Below are 19,081 nucleotides of genomic sequence, written 5' to 3'. Positions count from 1 at the left end.
TATTGTCGCGACCGCCGTGTCAGGGGTCGTGCTCCACCGACGGGGACGGCCCGAGCTTCGCCCGCCGCTCGCCTTCGATGCCAAGAACATGTTTGACCGATGAACCGGGACCACCACCCGGCGAAGGAGAAAATATGTCCACCGACACCGATTCCGCACCCCGGACGTCGCCGCACGCGCACATGGCCGATCGGCTGACCCGGATCGCCCGTAACGATCTACCCGCTTCGATCGTGGTTTTCCTTGTCGCCCTTCCCCTTTCGCTCGGCGTGGCGGTTGCCGCCGGCGCTCCGGTCGCCGCGGGCCTGATCGCGGCCGTGGTCGGCGGCGTGGTGGCGGGACTGCTCGGCGGTTCCTCGATCCAGGTCAGCGGGCCCACCGCGAGCCTCACCGTGGTCGTCGCCGAGAGCGTGCACCATTTCGGCTGGGCCGCAACGTGCTTCATCACCGTCGGCGCGGGCGTGCTGCAGATACTCTTCGGGCTGAGCCGGGTCGCGCGCGCCGCGCTGGCCATCGCCCCGGTGGTCGTGCACGGCATGCTGGCGGGCATCGGTGTGGTGATCGCGCTGCAACAGGTGCACGTGCTGCTCGGCGGGAACTCGCTGAGTTCGTCGTTCGCCGCGCTGGCCGCCCTACCGCAACAGTTGACGTCGGTGCGCGCGGGCGACCTGTGCGTCGGGCTCGTCGTGATCGTCATCCTGATCGCCTGGCGATTCGTGCCACCGCGGGTGCGCCTGGTCCCCGGGCCGCTCGTCGCCGTGGTCACCGCCACGCTGCTGGCGCTCGTCCTGCCCACGCACGTCGAGCGGATCGTGCTGAACGGCTCGTTGCTGGACTCCCTGGGCCTGCCCGCCGTACCCTCCGGCGGCACGGCCGCCGTCATCACCACGATGGTGACGATCGCGCTCATCGCCAGCGTCGAGAGCCTGCTGTCGGCCGTCGCGGTGGACAAGATGCGGCCGGGGCACCGCACCGACTTCGACCGGGAGCTGATCGGGCAGGGGTCGGCCAACGTCGTGTCCGGCCTGCTCGGCGGCCTGCCGATCGCGGCCGTCATCGTGCGCAGCATCACCAACGCGAACGCGGGCGCCCGCAGCCGGGCGTCGACCGTGCTGCACGGGGTCTGGATCCTGCTGTTCGCGGTGGCGCTGGCCGGGCTCGTACGGCAGATCCCGACCGCCGCGCTGGCCGGGCTGCTCATCTTCGTAGGCGTGCAACTGATCAAACTCGCGCATATCCGGCTGGCCAGACGGGCGGGCGAGGTGTACGTCTACCTGGCGACGGTGCTGGGCGTGGTGTTCCTGAATCTGTTGCAGGGCATGGTGATCGGTCTGGTGTTGGCGTTCGCGCTGCTGCTGTGGCGGGTGGTGCGCGTGACGATCGTGGCGGCCCCCGTCCCCGGCGCGCGACGGTGGGTGGTCAGCATCGATGGCACGTGCACCTTCTTGGCCTTGCCGAAGCTGACCGCGGAACTGGCGAAGGTTCCGGCCGGCGCGGACGTGACCGTCGAGATGACCGTCGATTTCCTGGACCATGCCACGCACGAGTTCCTCACCGAATGGGCTCGGGAGCGTGAATCCTGCTCCACGACCGTGGAATTCGCCGAACTGGGCAGCGCGCGGATGGCCACCGCCTTGGCCGGACCGCCCGAGCGCAGGCACGTGCGCCAGGTCATCGACCAGGTGATCGGGCCGTGGCGGCGCGCGGGCAACGGGGAGGACCGCATCGCGGCGGGCATCGCCGCCTATCACCGCGGCCACGCCCACGTGCTGCGCCCGCATCTGGACAAGCTGCGCCATCGGCACGACGCCGACTCGTTCTTCCTGACCTGCGCGGACGCGCGGATCGTGCCGAACGTCATCACCAACAGCGGACCGGGCGACCTGTTCACCGTGCGCAACGTGGGCAACCTGGTGCCGGTGCGCGGCGGGGACGTCTCGGTGGAGGCGGCCCTGATCTACGCGTTGGAGCGGCTGGACGTGCGCGCGGTCGTGGTATGCGGTCATTCCGGCTGCGGTGCGATGGAGGCGCTGCACCGCGAGCCGGTCGCCGGGACCGGTCTCGGCGACTGGCTCGCGCATGCGCGCCCGAGCCTGGAGCGCTACCGGCTGGGGCATCCGGTAGCCGCCGCCGCGGCCGTCGCGGGGTTCGGCGAGGTGGACCAGCTGGGCATGGTGAACGTCGCGGTGCAGCTGGAGACGCTGCACGCGCACCCGGTCGTGCGCCGGGGGATCGAGGAGCGGGGCGTAGCGGTGTCGGGGTTGTTCTTCGATCTCGCCACGGCTCGCGTGATCGAGGTCATGGTCGACGGCATCGCGGAGTTCGGCGACCGGGAACGGCGGATCGCGGCGGAGCCGGTCTGACCAGGCGATGTGCGGTGCGTCACGGTGATAACGACGAGAGGACAGTGGGGAACTACACACAATCGGCGAACTTCTCAGGCTTTGCTAAGTCTTTACCAATACACTTGTCCGTGTTTACATCTCGACTCATCGCTGTGTCGGGACTGCTTCACCGCGAGATGCCGGTTCGCGGTCTTGTGCCCTGCTGGACATGTTGATCGTCAACCGACCTCGGCGAATCAGCCGAGTCGGCGAAGGAGAGTCATGGCTATCGATCACGATTTAGCCCCGCCACCGTCCGTACCCGCACCGGCGGACCCGGGCCGCAGTTCCGGACCACTGTCCGACCGCTTCAGCGAGATCCTCCGCCACGATGTACCCGCCTCGATCGTGGTTTTCCTTGTCGCGCTGCCACTTTCGCTGGGCATCGCGATCGCCTCCGGAGCCCCCGTCGCCGCCGGGCTCATCGCCGCCGTGATCGGCGGTATCGTCGCCGGAACGCTCGGCGGGTCGGTCCTTCAGGTGAGCGGCCCCGCCGCGGGCCTCACCGTGGTCGTCGCCGAGACGATCAATCAATTCGGCTGGCGCACCACGTGTTTCATCGTCTTCGCGGCCGGTGTGCTGCAGATCCTGCTCGGCCTCAGCCGGGTGGCCAGAGCGGCGCTCGCCGTGGCGCCCGTGGTGGTGCACGCGATGCTCGCCGGCATCGGCATCACGATCGCGCTGCAACAGATCCATGTGCTGCTCGGCGGTTCCTCGCACAGCTCGGCTTGGCGCAACATCACCGAGCTGCCCGGGCAGCTGTTGTCACTGCACAGCGGCGGCACGCTGATCGGCGCGGTCGTGATCGCCATCATGCTCGGCTGGAAATACCTGCCCGCCAGGGTGCGCGTGGTGCCGGGCCCATTGGTCGCGGTGCTCGTGGGCACGGCGTTGTCGCTGGTGTTGCCGCTGAATGCCGAGCGCATCGTGCTCAACGGCTCGCTGTTCGACGCGATCGGCCTGCCCGCGCTGCCCAGCGGCGATTGGTCGGGTCTGGCTCTGGCCGTCCTCACCATCGCCCTGATCGCCAGCGTGGAGAGCCTGCTGTCCGCGGTGGCCGTGGACAAGATGCACTCGCGCAAGCGCACCGACTTCGATCGCGAGCTGATCGGCCAGGGTTCGGCGAATGTGCTGTCCGGCCTGCTCGGCGGACTGCCGGTCACCGGCGTGATCGTGCGGAGCGCCACCAACGTGCAGGCGGGAGCGCACAGCCGCGCCTCCGCGATCCTGCACGGCGTCTGGCTGCTGGTGTTCTCCGTGGCGCTGGTATCCGTGGTGGAGCAGATTCCGAAGGCCGCGCTGGCCGGTCTGCTCATCGTGATCGGCACCCAGCTGGTCAAGCTGGCCCACATCAAACTGGCCCGGCGCACCGGTGACCTGCTGGTCTACGCCGTCACGGTGCTCGGTGTGGTGTTCCTGAACCTGCTCGAGGGCGTGCTGATCGGCCTCGGCCTGGCCTTCGGGCTGTTGCTGTGGCGGGTCGTCCGGGTGGCGGTCAGGGCCGAGCAGTTCCCAGGTACGCAGCGCTGGCTCTTCGCCATCGACGGCTCGGCCACCTTCCTCGCACTGCCGAAGCTGTCGGCGCAGTTCGCGAAGATCCCCCCGGGAGCCGACGTCACGGTGGAGATGACCGTCGACTTCCTCGATCACGCGGCCTTCGAGGCCATCGAGGAGTTCGCCCGCCAGCAGGTGAACAGCGGAGGCAGTGTCGATTTCGTGGAGATCGGCGGAGCCAGGATGGCCCACGCAGGCGCGCAACCGCCCGCGCGGAGCTTCGCGCGCTCGGTCTGGGACGACATCCTCGGCCCCTGGCGACGCGACGAGCGGCACGAGAATCCGGTCGCGGCGGGCGTCGCGGCCTATCACCGCAGCCACGCGCACGTGGTCCGGCCGCACCTGGACGAGCTGCGCGACAAGCAGGACCCGGATTCGTTCTTCCTGACCTGCTCGGACTCGCGGATCGTGCCGAACATCATCACCAACAGCGGACCGGGCGACCTGTTCACCGTGCGCAACGTGGGCAACCTCGCGCCCGCCGAGGGCGACGCGTCGGTCGAGGCGGCACTGGTGTTCGCGCTCGAGCAGTTGAACGTCCGCTCGATCGTGGTCTGCGGGCATTCCTCCTGCGGCGCGATGAACGCGCTGCACACCGGCGCCGAGGTACCCGGTGTGGACGCCTGGCTCGCGCATGCGCGCCCGAGCCTGGAGCGATACCGCGCGGGCCATCCGGTAGCGGCCGCGGCGCAGGAGGCCGGTTTCGGCGAGGTCGATCAGCTGGCCATGGTGAACGTCGCGGTGCAGCTCGAGTTGCTGCACCGGCACCCGGCGGTGCGCAAGGCGATCGCCGAGCGCGGCGTCACGGTGTCGGGCCTGTTCTTCGACATCGCCAGTGCCCGGGTCGTCGAGGTGACCGAGAACGGCATCGCGCACATCGATGACGCGGGCCATCAGCACACGCCCGAACTCGTGTGATCGACGGGGATGGGTGATCCCGCCCGGGCGCGCCGCCCGGGCGGGATCGCTGTATCCGGACGGTCGAGAGCGAGATTCGGTCTGCCGGACTGCTCGTACCCTGGGAACGTGACCGCAGACCTGGAAACGAGCTCCGACGATCCGACCCGCTGGCGCGCCTTCCGCGCCGGCCTCGAACGACGGCCTAGGCTCTATCTCGCCTACCGGATCGTCGTCGCGGTCGTCGGTGTCGCCGTGCTCGCGGTCGGCGTGCTCGCGATCCCCTATCCCGGTCCCGGCTGGGCGATCGTGTTCGCCGGACTCGGCATTCTCGCCACCGAATTCGCTTGGGCGCGTAGCGCATTGGCCTGGTTACGGGACCGGTACCGGCAATTGATGGACTGGTACCGCAAGCAGGGCAGGCCCGTGCAGGCGGTCGGGGCGATCGGCACCGCCGCGTTGGTCGTGGCGACGCTGTGGATATTGGGAACCTTCGGGCTCGTGGGTAGTTGGATCGGAGTCGAATGGGAATGGCTGCGCAGCCCCCTGCAACGGTGACCACCGTTCCGGGGCGCGTGCTCACCGAACCGGAATGGCTGGCCGCGCGCATCGCGGAGATGGGCCATTCCTGGGGGACCACGTCGCCGCGCATCGCGGGCACGCTCTGGTGGTGCATGGTCGCCTCCGCTCTGGTGGAGCAGCTCGCGCGGGCCTACGCGGACGACGCGGACGCCCCCGTCCCCGCGCTGGACCGGCTGGAGTGCGAGGTGCGCCCGGACGGTGGCGTCGAGCGGGTGCGCGTGCCTGCGCACGATGTTCCCTCCGTCAGCGGCGCGACGGCGCTGCGCGACACGCTCGGCGTCGTGATCCCGCCGGTCGCCGAGGTGTCCGGCGCGGGAGTCCCCGCGCTGTGGGCGATCGCCGCCGACGCGATCGGCAACCGCGCGCTCGACGCCGGTTCGCCGGAAGCCGGGGCGCGGCTGGCGGCCGACATCGCGGGCAAACTCCCGGTGCCGCGGTTCGTGGAGATCGGCGGACGCACCTTCGTCCGGCGCATCTCCTGCTGCCTGGTGTTCGAGGTGCCGGGTTGCCAGATGTGCACCAGCTGCCCGAAGCGGCCCGCGGCCGAACGGACCGCACTGCTCGCGGACCTGGCCGCCGAAAACTGAGCAGAGCAACCTGCGCGAGGCGCAAGTGGTTTCCCGCGCCACCCGACCGGTACGGCCAAAGGCCCGAAGCGGCAGGACAGCGGCGGGACAGTAGCATGGTCGCGCCGGACGAACTCGCGATCGGCCACCATCCAGCGGGCCCCGCCCGCACACGAGAACGCCAAGGAGAGCGCAGCCGTGACCACCTCAGCCCCCATCAGCCCAGCCACCCTCGTCCGGGTGCCGGGCGGGACGACGGCGGGCGCCGCGGTGCGCGAGGCGGGCCTGCCGACCAAGGGGCCGGAAACCGTCGTGGTCGTCCGGGTGGACGGTGAGCTCAAGGACCTCTCCTGGACCCCGGCCGACGACGTGGACGTGGAGCCGGTCGCGGCGAACACCGCCGAGGGCCGCAACGTCATCCGGCACTCCGCCGCGCATGTGCTCGCCCAAGCCGTGCAGCAGGAGTTCCCCGGGGCCAAGCTGGGCATCGGTCCCTACATCAAGGACGGGTTCTACTACGACTTCCGCGTCGAACGGCCGTTCACCCCGGAGGATCTGGCCAAGCTGGAATCCCGGATGAAGAAGATCGTCAAAGGCGCGCAGCGGTTCTCCCGCCGGGTGGTCGAGATCGAGGACGCCAGGGCCGAACTGGCCGGTGAGCCGTTCAAACTGGAGCTGATCAGCGACAAGTCCGGCATCGACGATCCGGAGGTCATGGAGGTCGGCGGCAAAGAGCTGACCATCTACGACAATCTGGATCCGCGCACCGGCGAGCGGATCTGGGGCGACCTGTGCCGCGGTCCGCACATTCCGACCACGAAGTTCATCCCGGCCTTCAAGCTGACCCGCAGCTCCGCCGCCTACTGGCGCGGCGACCAGAGCCGCGAGGACCTGCAGCGCATCTACGGCACCGCGTGGGAATCGCAGGAGGCGCTCGACGAGCACCTGCACCTGCTCGCCGAGGCCGAGCGCCGCGACCACCGCAAGCTCGGCCTGGAGCTGGACCTGTTCAGCTTCCCCGACGAACTCGGCTCCGGCCTGCCGGTGTTCCACCCGAAGGGCGGGATCATCCGCAAGGAGCTGGAGGAGTACTCGCGCCGCAGGCACGTCGCGGCGGGCTACGAGTTCGTCAACACCCCGCACATCACCAAGGGCCACCTGTTCGAGGTCTCCGGCCACCTGGACTGGTACCGCGACGGCATGTTCCCGGCCATGCACCTGGACGCCGAGCTCAACGAGGACGGAACCGTCCGCAAGCCCGGCCAGGACTACTACGTCAAGCCGATGAACTGCCCGATGCACAACCTGATCTTCCGCGCCCGCGGCCGGTCCTACCGGGAGCTGCCGCTGCGCCTGTTCGAGTTCGGCTCGGTCTACCGGTACGAGAAGTCCGGCGTGGTGCACGGCCTGACCCGGGTGCGCGGCATGACGCAGGACGACGCGCACATCTACTGCACCAAAGAGCAGATGCACAGCGAACTGACCGACACGCTGCGGTTCGTGCTGGATCTGCTGAAGGACTACGGCCTCGACGACTTCTACCTCGAGCTGTCCACCAAGGACCCGAAGAAGTTCGTCGGTTCCGACGAGATCTGGGAGGAGGCCACCGAGACCCTGTCCAAGGTCGCCTCCGCCTCCGGCCTGGAGTTGGTGCCCGATCCGGGTGGCGCCGCCTTCTACGGCCCCAAGATCTCGGTGCAGGCCAAGGACGCGCTGGGCCGCACCTGGCAGATGTCGACCATCCAGCTGGACTTCAACCTGCCCGAGCGCTTCGACCTGGAATACACCGCCTCCGACGGCACCAAGCAGCGGCCGGTCATGATCCACCGTGCGCTGTTCGGCTCGATCGAGCGATTCTTCGGTGTGCTCACCGAGCATTACGCGGGCGCGTTCCCGGCCTGGCTCTCGCCGGTGCAGGTCGTCGGCATCCCGGTCGCCGAAACCTTTGCCCCGCATCTGGATCGGGTGATCGAACGGTTGCAGGACGAGGGCATCCGGGCACTGGTGGATCGCAGCGACGATCGCATGCAGAAGAAGATCTTCAACAACACCGCGCAGAAGGTGCCGTTCATGCTGCTGGCCGGTGAGCGCGACGTGACCGCGAACGCCGTGAGCTTCCGCTTCCGCGACGGCACCCAGGTCAACGGCGTACCGGTCGACGACGCGGTGGCCACCATCGTCGCGTGGATCGCCCAGCGGCAGAACGCGTCGCCGACGGCCGACGGTTTCGAGATCAAGGGCACGGCATGACCGAGCGGACGGTGCCGGACGGGCTCGCGGATCTGGACGGAACCGCGACCCCGGAGGAGCCGGGCAGCATCGTGGACAGCGGCGCGGGCGAACCGGATCGGCTGCTGCGGCTGTGGACGCCGTATCGCATGTCCTATATCGCGGAGGCGGCCACCGGGCCGAAGGATTCCACCGGCCATCCCTTCACCGACATCCCGAAGATGGCCGATGAGGACGGACTGGTCGTCGCGCGGGGTGAGCTGGTGTACGCCGTGCTCAACCTGTACCCGTACAACCCGGGGCACATGATGGTCGTGCCGTACCGCAAGGTGGCGAACCTGGAGGACCTCACCGAGGCGGAAAGCGCCGAACTGATGGCCTTCACCCAGCAGGCGATCCGGGTGATGAAGAAGGTGTCCCGGCCGCACGGGTTCAACGTCGGGCTGAATCTCGGCGGGGTGGCCGGTGGGTCGCTGGCCGATCACCTGCACCAGCACATCGTGCCGCGCTGGGGCGGAGACGCGAACTTCATCACCGTCATCGGCGGTGCGAAGGTGATGCCGCAATTGCTGCGGGAGACCAGGGCGCTGCTGTCGGCGGCCTGGAAGGAGGCCTAGAGATGAGCGAGCGGGTGGATCGGCCGTGCTGAGCTTCTTCGGCCGCGAGACGTTCGCCAAGGCGACGGCTCCGCTGGGCCGGGCGCTGGTCGGCACGGGGCTCACACCCGACGCCGTGACGCTGATCGGTACCACCGCATCCATCGTCGCCGCGGTCACGCTGTTCCCCACCGGACACCTGTTCTGGGGAACCATGGTGATCTGGTTGTTCGTCATGTTCGACATGCTCGACGGGGCGATGGCCAGGGCGCGCGGCGGCGGCACGAAATACGGCGCGGTGCTGGACGCCACCTGTGACCGGCTGGCCGACGGCGCCATCTTCGCCGGGCTGGCCTGGTGGGCGGTCTTCCACGAACAGCACCGGCCGCTGTTCGCCGCGACGCTGGTCGTTCTGGTGACCTCGCAGGTGATCTCCTATGCCAAGGCGCGCGCGGAGGCCAGCGGGCTGTCCGCGGACGGCGGCATCATCGAGCGGCCGGATCGGCTGATCATCGTGCTGGTGGGCGCCGGATTCACCGGCATCGCCGGCTACTGGGGGATCGAGTGGCTCACCTACGCCGTGCACGCGGCCATGTGGATTCTCGCCGTGCTCAGTATCGTCACCGTCGTGCAGCGGGTGCTGGCCGTGCGCAACTCACCGGGGGCGCGCACCGTGATCCCGGCCGCGCGGCCGCAGAGCCCGAGCGCGGGAACCGCCGACACCCCGGGACTTCCGTCGTGATCTCACGCCGTGCGGGACGCAGGCCGATCGACGGCGGCGTCCGGGTATTCGCGACGATGGACAGCGGACCTGCGGTGCGGGAGTGCGGATGACGATAGGGGAGCAGCTCGGCGCCGCCGGATACGCGGCGGGCTGGCGGCTGGTGCGCGCACTGCCGGAGTCGACGGCCCGGCGACTGTTCGAGTGGGGCGGGGACCGGGTCGCCCGTCGCGCCAATCGGGAGTTCCACGCGGGCGGCGCGCCGAACCAGTTGCGGCGCAACCTGGCGCGGGTGCTCGGCGTACTGCCCACCGACGTGCCGGACGAGCTGATCAGCGCCAGCATGCGGTCGTACGCGCGATATTGGCGGGAAGCGTTCCGGCTGCCCGGGATGGACCATGCGGCGATCGACTACTTCGTCGCGGGGCTGCAATACCTGGACGCCGCACTCGCACAGGGCCGCGGCGTGATCTTCGTGCTGCCGCACTCCGGCAATTGGGACATGGCGGGCGTCTGGCTGGTGCAGCACTACGGCAGCCTCTCCACCGTGGCCGAGCGGTTGAAGCCGGAATCGCTGTTCGAGCGGTTCGTCGCCTACCGGGAGAGCCTGGGCTTCGAAGTGTTCCCGCTGACCGGTGGCGAACAACCGCCGTTCGACCGGTTGGCGGCCCGCCTGCGGCAGAACAGGATCGTGTGCCTGTTGGGCGAACGCGACCTCACCGGTAAGGGCGTTCCGGTCCAGTTCTTCGGTGAGCGCACCTGGATGCCCGCGGGCTCGGCGAAACTGGCCATCGAGACCGGCGCGGCGCTGCTGCCGGTGCATGCGTGGTTCGAGGTCGAGGCCGACGGCCGCGAGAACTGGGGCCTGAAAGTCGAGGCGCCGGTAGATGTTTCCGGTGGCGTAGCCGCGGCCACGCAGGCGCTGGCGGATCGCTTCGCGGCGAATATCGCCGAGCATCCGGCCGACTGGCACATGCTGCAACCATTGTGGGAGAGCGATCTCTCGCCCAGTCGGCGCGCGATGATCGACACCGCACAGGCGAGCCTCGGGTCCGAGCAGGGAGACGTATCGCCATGAAGATCGGCATGGTCTGCCCCTATTCGTTCGACGTCCCCGGTGGGGTGCAGGCACATGTAGTCGAGCTGGCGCGGGTGTTCATCGAGCGGGGGCACAAGGTGAGCGTGCTCGCGCCCGCGTCGGAGGACACTCCGCTTCCGGAGTTCGTGGTGTCGGCGGGCCGGGCGGTGGCCATCCCGTACAACGGGTCGGTGGCCAGGCTGTCGTTCGGGCCCATGGCCTACACCAGGATTCGCCGGTGGATCGACGGCAACGACTTCGACGTCCTGCACATCCACGAACCGAACGCGCCGAGCCTGTCCATGCTCGCGTTGAAGATCGCCGAGGGTCCGATCGTCGCGACCTTCCACACCTCGACGACGAAGTCCTTGGTGCTGAGCACTTTCCAGGGCGTGCTGCGGCCGTATCACGAGAAGATCTCCGGCCGTATCGCGGTCTCCGAGCTGGCGCGCCGCTGGCAGGTCGAGGCGCTGGGCTCGGACGCGGTGGAGATCCCCAACGGGGTCGACGTCCCGGCGTTCGCCCGCGCGCCGATGCTGCCCGGCTATCCACGCTCCGGTGGCACGGTGCTGTTCCTTGGACGCTACGACGAGCCGCGTAAGGGCATGGAGGTACTGCTCGGCGCGCTGCCCGATCTGGTGCGCAGGCATCCCGACGTCGAGATCCTGATCGTCGGCCGCGGCGAGGAGGACCGGTTGCGCCGCGAAGCGGGCAAGCTGGCAGGCCACCTGCGTTTCCTCGGCCAGGTGTCCGACGAGGAGAAGGCTTCGGCGATGCGCAGCGCGGACGTGTACGTGGCGCCCAACCTGGGCGGGGAGAGCTTCGGCATCATCCTCATCGAGGCGATGGCGGCAGGCACCGCGGTGGTGGCCAGTGAGCTGGACGCCTTCCGCCGGGTACTGCGGGACGGTACGGCGGGCATGCTGGTCCCGATCGGGGATTCGGCGGCCCTGGCCGCCGCGCTGCACACCGTGCTCACCGACGAGGTGCGCAGAGAGGCGCTGGTGCGCACCGCGACACAGGTGGTCGGCGAGTACGACTGGCCGGTGGTGGCCGAACAGATCCTGCGCGTCTACGAGACGGTGACCGTCGGCGACACCCGAGTGCGGGCCGCCGGATGATCACGTTTTCCGCCACGACCGTTCTCGTCCTCGCGCTGATCGCGGCGATCGTCGTCGCGGTCGGTCTGTGGGCGTACTCCACCGCCAACCGGCTCGACCGGCTGCACGTGCGCTCCGACCAGTCCTGGCAGGCGCTGGACGCGGCGCTGGCCCGGCGGGCGGTGGTGGCCCGGTCGGTCGCCATGGCGATCGCGGGCCCGGTGTCCGATCCGGCCATGGCGGAGCAGGCCAGACAACTCTCGGCCCTGGCCGACCGGGCCGAGCGCGCCGGGCGCGCCGAACGGGAGACGGTGGAGAACCGACTGTCCTCCGCGTTGTCGGCGGTGGACATCGGCACGCTGCGCCCGCAACTGGTCGCCGAACTGGCCGACGCCGAGGCCCGGGTACTGATCGCCCGCCGCTTCCACAACGACGCCGTGCGCGACACGCTGGCGCTGCGCACCCGCCGTCCGGTCCGGATCCTGCACCTCGGCGGTACCGCCCCGCTGCCTTCCTACTTCGAGATCACCGAGCGCGCCACTCCGGCGGCGTCCACCGGCCTGGCGGTCGACACCATCCGCACCACGGCGCGGGTCGTGCTGTTCGACGAGAACGACCGGACGTTGCTGATGCGCGGCAACGACCCGAAGACGCCGGAGGTGTCGTTCTGGTTCACCGTCGGCGGCGGCGTGGAGCCGGGGGAGAGCCTGCGCGCGGCGGCCGTGCGGGAACTGTACGAGGAGACCGGCCACCGCGCGGATCCGGCCGACCTGCGCGGCCCGATCTGGCGGCGGGTCGCGGTGTTCCCCTTCGACGGTGAGCTGATCCGGTCGGAGGAACTGTTCTTCGCGCTGCGGGCGCGTGGATTCGAACCGCACGCGGCGAATCGGACCCTGATCGAGCGTCGCTCGATTACCGGGCACAAATGGTGCACCGCGGCCGATATCGTCGCGCTGGACCGCTCCGGCGAAACCGTCTACCCGTATCACCTGGACGAACTACTCGGCGAAGCCGCCGAGGCGGCATCGGGCACCGCAGACCCGGAGGTCCGCTCCATCCGCTGACCGGCCCGAACGCATGTGATGTGTTTCACGATCGTGATAGCGTCGCGATGATTCGGCGCGCCGGAGGGTACTGCTGTCAGGGACGCATGTCAGTCCGGTGTCGTGGTCCTGCCGTCGGCGGGGCCGTTCCAGCTCGGTTGTGGAGGTAGTTCGTTCATGTCGTACCTGCTGTTCGATTTCCTGTTGCCGCTGATCGGCCCCGCGGCCGCGGAGTACTGGGCGACGTTGCTGGTGGTCGGCCCCCTGTGAGCCGGGGCCCGGCAACGGCCGGGCAGCCGGGACGGCGCGCTCGCCGAGGTCTCCCGGCCCAGGGCGCATAACCGAGATCACACCAGGCCAGTGCCCTCCAACTGGCTATCAAGTGGCCTTTTGCCACCGGCTTAGAATCGTGGCGTTCGCATCCGAGCGACCGATTGGCGCACATGCTGGAGGAATTAGCCGTGACCACCCCCGAGACCACCCAGACCGTCGGCACCGCCCGCGTGAAGCGCGGCATGGCCGAGATGCTCAAGGGCGGGGTGATCATGGATGTCGTCACGCCGGAGCAGGCCAAGATCGCCGAGGACGCAGGCGCGGTCGCGGTGATGGCGCTGGAGCGAGTGCCCGCGGACATTCGTGCCCAGGGCGGCGTGTCCCGGATGAGCGACCCGGACATGATCGACGGCATCATTGCCGCGGTCTCCATTCCGGTCATGGCGAAGGCCCGTATCGGCCACTTCGTGGAGGCACAGATCCTGCAGAGCCTCGGCGTCGACTACATCGATGAGTCCGAGGTGCTCACCCCGGCCGACTACGCCAACCACATCGACAAGTGGAACTTCACCGTGCCGTTCGTCTGCGGCGCCACCAATCTCGGCGAGGCTCTGCGCCGAATCACCGAGGGCGCGGCCATGATTCGCTCCAAGGGCGAGGCGGGCACCGGTGACGTGTCCAACGCGACCACGCACATGCGCAAGATCCGGCAGGAGATCCGCCGCCTGTCGTCGCTGCCCGAGGACGAGTTGTTCGTCGCGGCCAAGGAGCTGCAGGCGCCCTACGAGCTGGTCCGTGAGATCGCCGAGACCGGGAAGCTGCCGGTGGTGCTGTTCACCGCGGGCGGCATCGCCACCCCCGCCGACGCCGCGATGATGATGCAGCTCGGTGCCGAGGGCGTGTTCGTGGGTTCGGGCATCTTCAAATCCGGCAACCCGGCCCAGCGCGCCGCCGCCATCGTCAAAGCCACCACCTTCTACGACGATCCGGACGTGCTGGCCAAGGTGTCGCGCGGTCTCGGTGAGGCCATGGTCGGCATCAACGTCGAGGACATCGCCCAGCCGCACCGCTTGGCCGAGCGCGGCTGGTGATCCCGGGCCGGTAGCGTCTGCCGCGTGGAGTTGCGGCAGTTGCGGTACTTCGTGGTCCTGGCGGAGGAGTTGCACTTTCGCCGGGCCGCGGAGCGATTGTTCATCTCGACGCCCACGCTCAGCCAGCAGATCAAGGTGCTGGAGCGGGAGCTGGGCGGCCCACTGCTGATCCGTGAGCCGCGGGTGGAGCTGACGCCCGCGGGCGCGGTGCTGCTGCGCTCCGGCAAGACCGTGCTGCGCGCGATGGACGAAGCGGTCAGGCAGACCAGGCGCGCTGCGGTCTCCGGCGCCCCGGTGCTGCGCCTCGGGTTGCTCAACGGCGTCCCACCCTGGCTGCCGACGCGCATCGGGAGTCTGCTCACCGCCGCGTTGCCCGGCGCCCGGATGGTGCTCACCGGCGGGACCACCGCCGATCAGGTGCGTTTCCTCGATGACGACGAGGTCGACCTCGCGCTCGTCCGCACCCCGGTTGACCTGCCCGAACGCTTCGCGCAACGGGCCGTGGCCCGCGAGGAGCTCGGCGTGCTGATGTCGCAGCGGCATCCGCTCGCCGGCGAGGCACTGCTCGATCCGGTCGAGCTCAGCGGTCAGGAGCTGATCTTGTTCGCGCGCGAGTCGGCCGCGGGCTTGCACGATTCGCTGTTGCGCGCCCTCGCCGACCACGGCGCGCGGGTGCGGCTCAGTGCCAGCGCGATGGGGCACGCGCAGATGCTCGCCGTGCTGCCCGCCCGGCCCGACGTGATCGGGCTCAGCTCCTCGCGCGCGGACGGACTGCCCGGTCTGGTCTGGCGGCCGCTCCGTGGCGCGCCCCTGATGGTGACCTACGCGGTCGCCTGGCGCGCGGCGGTGCGCGACCCGGCCGTCGCGGCGCTGATCGCCGCCCTCACGGCCGACCTGTCGGCGGAATGAGCCGCGCGGACCGCTTCCGGTGCTAGGTTCAACTCTTACGGCGGCCAGAAGGTCGTCTCATGGTTCCCATAATCACGCTCAGTAGCTTCGCCATTCGATGGCCGTCCAAGGCCATTTCGCGCCCTCTCACCGGATCGATCCGAGCGCAAAGGACGAACAGTTGAAGCTTCCCAAGACCGGACGCACCGCAGTAGCGGGTTTGGCCCTCGTGGCCGCCCTCGGCCTCGCCGCCTGCGGCAGTGACGACAAGAGCGACTCACCCAAGTCGACCCGCACCACAGCGGCCGCCTCGGCGACCGTGACCACCCCCGCCGCGCCCACCGTCGACGAACTCAACGCCCTGTTGCAGAAGGCCCTCGATCCCGCGGTGCCGAACGAAGACAAACTCGATCTCGTACAGGGCATCGAAGCCGACCCCGGCCTGCCCAACCGTCTGGCCGAGGCGTTCCGGCAGGCGAACGCCACTGCGGTGGTCACCGGAGTGACCGCCTTCGGTGACAGCGTGACCGCGCAGGCGAAGTTCACCATCAACGGGCAGGAAAACCAGGTCGATGTCCCGTTCGTGCTGGACGGCGGCAAGTGGAAGGTCCAGAAGACGTGGGCGTGCCAGGCACTGGCCAACCTGAACCAGCAATCACCGGCCTGCACCCCCTGAGAGCCGGCCGGGCGCACGGGAGGTGCGGTACGTCGCCCCGTGCGCTCCCGGAACGGTCCTCGGCCTGCGGCGTTAGTCTGCGACTAAGGCGTGTTCGACAGTGCGACATGGACACTCGACCGCGCCGATGGTCGGCTGGAGCCATGACAGCAAGCAGCACAACACCCGAACATGTCGTCATCGTGGGCGGCAGCTCCGGCATGGGACTGGCGCTGGCGGCCGCGCTGGTCGCCGAGGGCGCGGAGGTCACCATCGCGGGCCGTTCCGCCGACCGGCTCGCCGCGGCGCAGCGCGGCCTGCCCGCGGGGCCGGGCTCGGTGCGCTCGGTCGTCGCGGACATCACCCGCGAAGCCGATCTCGAGCGTCTGTTCGCCGAGTCGGAACCGGTCGATCATGTCGTCACCACCGCGGCCGACATCACCGGCGCCTATCAGACACTGGCCGAGTTCGACGCCGACCTGGCCCGGAATCTGTTCTCGTCCAAGCTGATCGGCCCCGCTCTGCTGGCCAAGCACGCCCGGGTGGTCCCGGGCGGTTCGGTGACCTTCACCTCCGGCGTGGCGGCGTATCGGCCCGCGCCGGGCGGCGCCATGGTGGCGGCGGTCAACGGCGCGCTCGCCTCACTGGCCTACGCCTTGGCCCTCGAGCTCGGCCCGGTCCGCGTCAACGTGGTCTCACCCGGGTGGGTCGACACCCCGATCTGGGACACCATCGCGGGGCCCGCGAAGACCGAACGTCACCGGCAGCTCGCCGCGCGCCTGCCGGTCGGGCGCATCGGCCGTCCGTCCGATATCGCGCAGGCGATGCTCGGTGTGATGCGCAATCCCTTCATCACCGGCACCGTCCTGCACGTGGACGGCGGGCACCGGTTGGTGTGAGTGGTGAGGGAGCGTTCGGCAAGTCCGGCCGTGCGACGGGATCGGGCGAGCGCGCCGAGGGTGAGGTCGGAGGACGTGGACCAGCGGACCGCCGAGAAGGAAACACATGTGGATACGTGGTTATGCGCATCTGATTATTGGTGCCAGCAGTCCGATATCGGCAGAGACGGACGCTAGTTCGCTCGGTGCTCGTCGACTCGAAGCGCCGGACGCTCGGGATGATCCCACCGCACGAAGAAGGTTGGCGTGTAGGGGTTCTCGGCGTCGTGCCGCAGCAGAGCGGGGATGGTCCACTGCGCGTCGGCCGCGGTGCGGCGGCGGAGCGCGGGTTCGGACAGGTCCAGCCGGAGGGTCAGGTCGGCGTCGAGGTGGCGTCCGGCGAGCATCGGGCCCGCGAGGACGATCGTCGTCGCCGGCGGGGCCGTGCGGATCGCGGCGCGTGCGGAGCGGTCGGCGGCTTCGTCCCAGAGCGAGGGCAGCCACCGGCCGTGCCGGCGGAGCGCGTCGATCACTTCCCGGCGCAGCGCGGCGTAGTCGAACCACGTGGTGCGATAGGACATCTCGTCGTTGCGACCGAACTCCATGCGCAGTGAGGCGGGACGTACGTAGTCGTGCAGGGAGACCACGTCGGCCCACCGGCCTGCCTCGCGCAGCGCCTCGACGATCCGCCGGGCGAGCGCCACCGGCTGGGCGGCGTCCGCGCCGTCGACGGCGATCACCATGTGTGAGGCCGCGGTCAGGACGGGTTCGATCACCTGCTCGACGAGTCCGTCCGGAGTGATGGGCAGAAAGCGGGGCACCCGTCCATCTCAGCAAATCGCGACGGCCGGTGGAGGCATGGGCGTTGCCGGACGTTCTCTGGCAGCCGAGCGGCGACATCGTGAGCGGCCGGGATAATCTCTGCCCATGGCGACAATCGAAGAGGCGCTGGAGATAGAGCGGCTGGAGCGGGACATCTTCCGTGGCGCGTCCACCAAGACCCAGCTTCCGCGCACGTTCGGCGGCCAGGTTGCCGGCCAGGCGCTCGTGTCCGCGGTCCGGACGGTGGAACCGCGATTCCAAGTGCACTCGCTGCACGGCTACTTCCTGCGTCCGGGCAATCCGCAGGAACCGACGGTCTACCAGGTCGAGCGCATCCGGGACGGCCGGTCGTTCTGCACGCGGCGGGTGACCGGCATCCAGGACGGCGCGGCGATCTTCACCATGTCGGCGTCGTTCCATGTCGGTGACCAGGGCCCCGAGCATCAGGACATCATGCCCGGCGTTCCGATGCCGGAGGATCTGCCCGACGCGAGTACCACGATGACTCCGGAACGATTGTGGGCGATGCGCGAGTGGGAACACTGGGACATTCGCATGGTCCCGCCGGAGAACGTGTCCCGCCGCGACGGCGTGGTCTCCCAGCAGCAGGTGTGGTTCCGCTACCGGCACCTGCTACCCGACGATCCGCTGGTGCATGTGTGCACCCTCGCCTACATGAGCGATATGACGCTGCTGGGTTCTTCGAAGGTCGTCCATCCCGACGAGCCGACCCAGAACGCGTCGCTCGATCACGCGATGTGGTTCCTGCGCCCGTTCCGGGCCGACGAATGGCTGCTCTACGACCAGTCCTCGCCCTCGGCGGCTTTCGGCCGGGGCCTGACCGGCGGCAAGATCTTCACCCGGGAGGGCACGCTGGTCGCGGCCGTGGTTCAGGAAGGCCTCATCCGCACGCTGCGCGAAGAGTGATCCGGGCGGTTGCGGCGATGTGCGTGTGGCAGCCGACCGTGAGCGCGCCCACATCGGCACGGCTCGTAAGCTTTCCGGCGTGAACGCTACCTCGGTCACCGCCCCCGCCGCCGACACCGGACAGACGCCGTCCCGTCCCGTGATCGGCGTGCTCGCGTTGCAAGGCGACGTCCGAGAGCACGTCGCCGCGCTCGCCAGCTGCGGCGCCGAGCCCGTGCTGGTCCGGCGCGAGTCGGAGCTCGCGGCGGTGGACGCGCTCGTGCTGCCCGGCGGCGAGTCGACCGCGATCAGCAAGCTGCTGGCGGCCTTCGAACTGCTGGAGCCGCTGCGCGCGCGGCTGCGCGACGGCCTGCCCGCGTTCGGTTCCTGCGCGGGCATGATCCTGCTCGCCTCGGAGGTGCTCGACACCCGCCCGGACGCCGAGCATCTGTCCGGCATCGATATGACGGTGCGGCGCAACGCGTTCGGCCGTCAGGTCGACTCGTTCGAAACCGATCTGCCGTTCGCGGGCCTGCCCGGTGGCCCCGTGCGAGCGGTGTTCATCCGAGCGCCCTGGGTCGAGCGGGCAGGCGAGGGCGTCGAGGTCCTTGCCACCGTGCCGGACGGCCCCGCCGCAGGTCGGATCGTCGCGGTGCGGCAGGGGAAGGTCCTGGCGACCTCGTTCCATCCCGAGGTGACCGGCGATCTGCGGGTGCACCGGATGTTCGTGGAGCTGGTCCGCTCGGCTTGACGGGTGCGCTCGGGACGGAGCCCGCGAAGAGGAGTGGGTGCGAAGCCGGGGCCGCTTTGCAGGGCCG

The 19,081-nt window shown here is 69.5% G+C and carries 17 protein-coding genes; 16 read left to right on the top strand and 1 reads right to left on the bottom strand.

Annotated elements, in window-relative coordinates; genetic code table 11:
* The first annotated feature begins 134 nt into the window (after positions 1-134).
* From ON29_RS18085 to ON29_RS18020, 14 genes are all read left to right on the top strand, one after another.
* A complete protein-coding gene (locus tag ON29_RS18085; RefSeq protein WP_040867736.1) occupies positions 135-2,363 on the top strand; it encodes a SulP family inorganic anion transporter in 2,229 nt (742 codons plus the stop codon).
* A gap of 243 nt (positions 2,364-2,606) precedes the next feature.
* Positions 2,607-4,856: a SulP family inorganic anion transporter gene (locus ON29_RS18080; RefSeq protein ID WP_040867734.1), complete on the top strand. Its 2,250-nt coding sequence runs from the start codon at positions 2,607-2,609 to the stop codon at positions 4,854-4,856.
* A 108-nt stretch (positions 4,857-4,964) separates the two neighbouring features.
* Positions 4,965-5,393, top strand: coding sequence for a TIGR02611 family protein (locus tag ON29_RS18075; protein ID WP_051175341.1), 429 nt, complete (start codon positions 4,965-4,967; stop codon positions 5,391-5,393).
* Positions 5,390-6,004, top strand: coding sequence for a (2Fe-2S)-binding protein (locus tag ON29_RS18070; protein ID WP_245549001.1), 615 nt, complete (start codon positions 5,390-5,392; stop codon positions 6,002-6,004). The genes ON29_RS18075 and ON29_RS18070 overlap by 4 nt, the downstream gene beginning before the upstream one ends.
* A gap of 177 nt (positions 6,005-6,181) precedes the next feature.
* The gene (thrS, locus tag ON29_RS18065) at positions 6,182-8,233 is read left to right on the top strand and encodes a threonine--tRNA ligase (RefSeq protein WP_040867730.1); all 2,052 of its coding nucleotides are present in this window, start codon (positions 6,182-6,184) and stop codon (positions 8,231-8,233) included.
* A complete protein-coding gene (locus tag ON29_RS18060) occupies positions 8,230-8,829 on the top strand; it encodes an ATP adenylyltransferase (RefSeq protein ID WP_051175340.1) in 600 nt (199 codons plus the stop codon). Before thrS ends, ON29_RS18060 begins: the two co-directional genes overlap by 4 nt.
* A gap of 25 nt (positions 8,830-8,854) precedes the next feature.
* A complete protein-coding gene (gene pgsA / locus ON29_RS18055) occupies positions 8,855-9,550 on the top strand; it encodes a phosphatidylinositol phosphate synthase (RefSeq protein WP_040867728.1) in 696 nt (231 codons plus the stop codon).
* A gap of 88 nt (positions 9,551-9,638) precedes the next feature.
* Positions 9,639-10,607: a phosphatidylinositol mannoside acyltransferase gene (locus tag ON29_RS18050; protein ID WP_040867726.1), complete on the top strand. Its 969-nt coding sequence runs from the start codon at positions 9,639-9,641 to the stop codon at positions 10,605-10,607.
* On the top strand, positions 10,604-11,728 hold the full coding sequence (locus tag ON29_RS18045) for a glycosyltransferase family 4 protein (protein ID WP_040867724.1): 1,125 nt from the start codon (positions 10,604-10,606) through the stop codon (positions 11,726-11,728). Before ON29_RS18050 ends, ON29_RS18045 begins: the two co-directional genes overlap by 4 nt.
* Positions 11,728-12,771: an NUDIX hydrolase gene (locus ON29_RS18040; protein WP_040867783.1), complete on the top strand. Its 1,044-nt coding sequence runs from the start codon at positions 11,728-11,730 to the stop codon at positions 12,769-12,771. Before ON29_RS18045 ends, ON29_RS18040 begins: the two co-directional genes overlap by 1 nt.
* 422 nt (positions 12,772-13,193) lie before the next feature.
* On the top strand, positions 13,194-14,114 hold the full coding sequence (gene pdxS / locus ON29_RS18035; RefSeq protein WP_040867723.1) for a pyridoxal 5'-phosphate synthase lyase subunit PdxS: 921 nt from the start codon (positions 13,194-13,196) through the stop codon (positions 14,112-14,114).
* Positions 14,115-14,138: 24 nt separating this feature from the next.
* Positions 14,139-15,023, top strand: coding sequence for a LysR family transcriptional regulator (locus ON29_RS18030; protein ID WP_040867781.1), 885 nt, complete (start codon positions 14,139-14,141; stop codon positions 15,021-15,023).
* Between the two features lie 160 nt (positions 15,024-15,183).
* On the top strand, positions 15,184-15,678 hold the full coding sequence (locus ON29_RS18025) for a WKL family lipoprotein (RefSeq protein WP_040867721.1): 495 nt from the start codon (positions 15,184-15,186) through the stop codon (positions 15,676-15,678).
* Between the two features lie 143 nt (positions 15,679-15,821).
* The gene (locus tag ON29_RS18020; RefSeq protein WP_040867719.1) at positions 15,822-16,556 is read left to right on the top strand and encodes an SDR family oxidoreductase; all 735 of its coding nucleotides are present in this window, start codon (positions 15,822-15,824) and stop codon (positions 16,554-16,556) included.
* 173 nt (positions 16,557-16,729) lie between these two features.
* On the opposite strand, the gene ON29_RS18015 is transcribed toward ON29_RS18020, so the two are convergent.
* A complete protein-coding gene (locus tag ON29_RS18015) occupies positions 16,730-17,356 on the bottom strand; it encodes a nucleoside/nucleotide kinase family protein (protein WP_040867717.1) in 627 nt (208 codons plus the stop codon).
* Positions 17,357-17,462: 106 nt separating this feature from the next.
* Here ON29_RS18015 and ON29_RS18010 point away from each other — a divergent pair, with 106 nt between their 5' ends.
* Both ON29_RS18010 and pdxT read left to right on the top strand, forming a co-directional pair.
* On the top strand, positions 17,463-18,284 hold the full coding sequence (locus ON29_RS18010) for an acyl-CoA thioesterase (RefSeq protein WP_040867716.1): 822 nt from the start codon (positions 17,463-17,465) through the stop codon (positions 18,282-18,284).
* Between the two features lie 79 nt (positions 18,285-18,363).
* Positions 18,364-19,014, top strand: coding sequence for a pyridoxal 5'-phosphate synthase glutaminase subunit PdxT (pdxT, locus tag ON29_RS18005; protein WP_051175339.1), 651 nt, complete (start codon positions 18,364-18,366; stop codon positions 19,012-19,014).
* Positions 19,015-19,081: the final 67 nt, after the last annotated feature.

Source organism: Nocardia exalbida NBRC 100660 (assembly GCF_000308575.1).
Taxonomy (GTDB): Bacteria; Actinomycetota; Actinomycetes; order Mycobacteriales; family Mycobacteriaceae; genus Nocardia; species Nocardia exalbida.
This window is presented reverse-complemented; position numbering and strand designations above follow the sequence as displayed.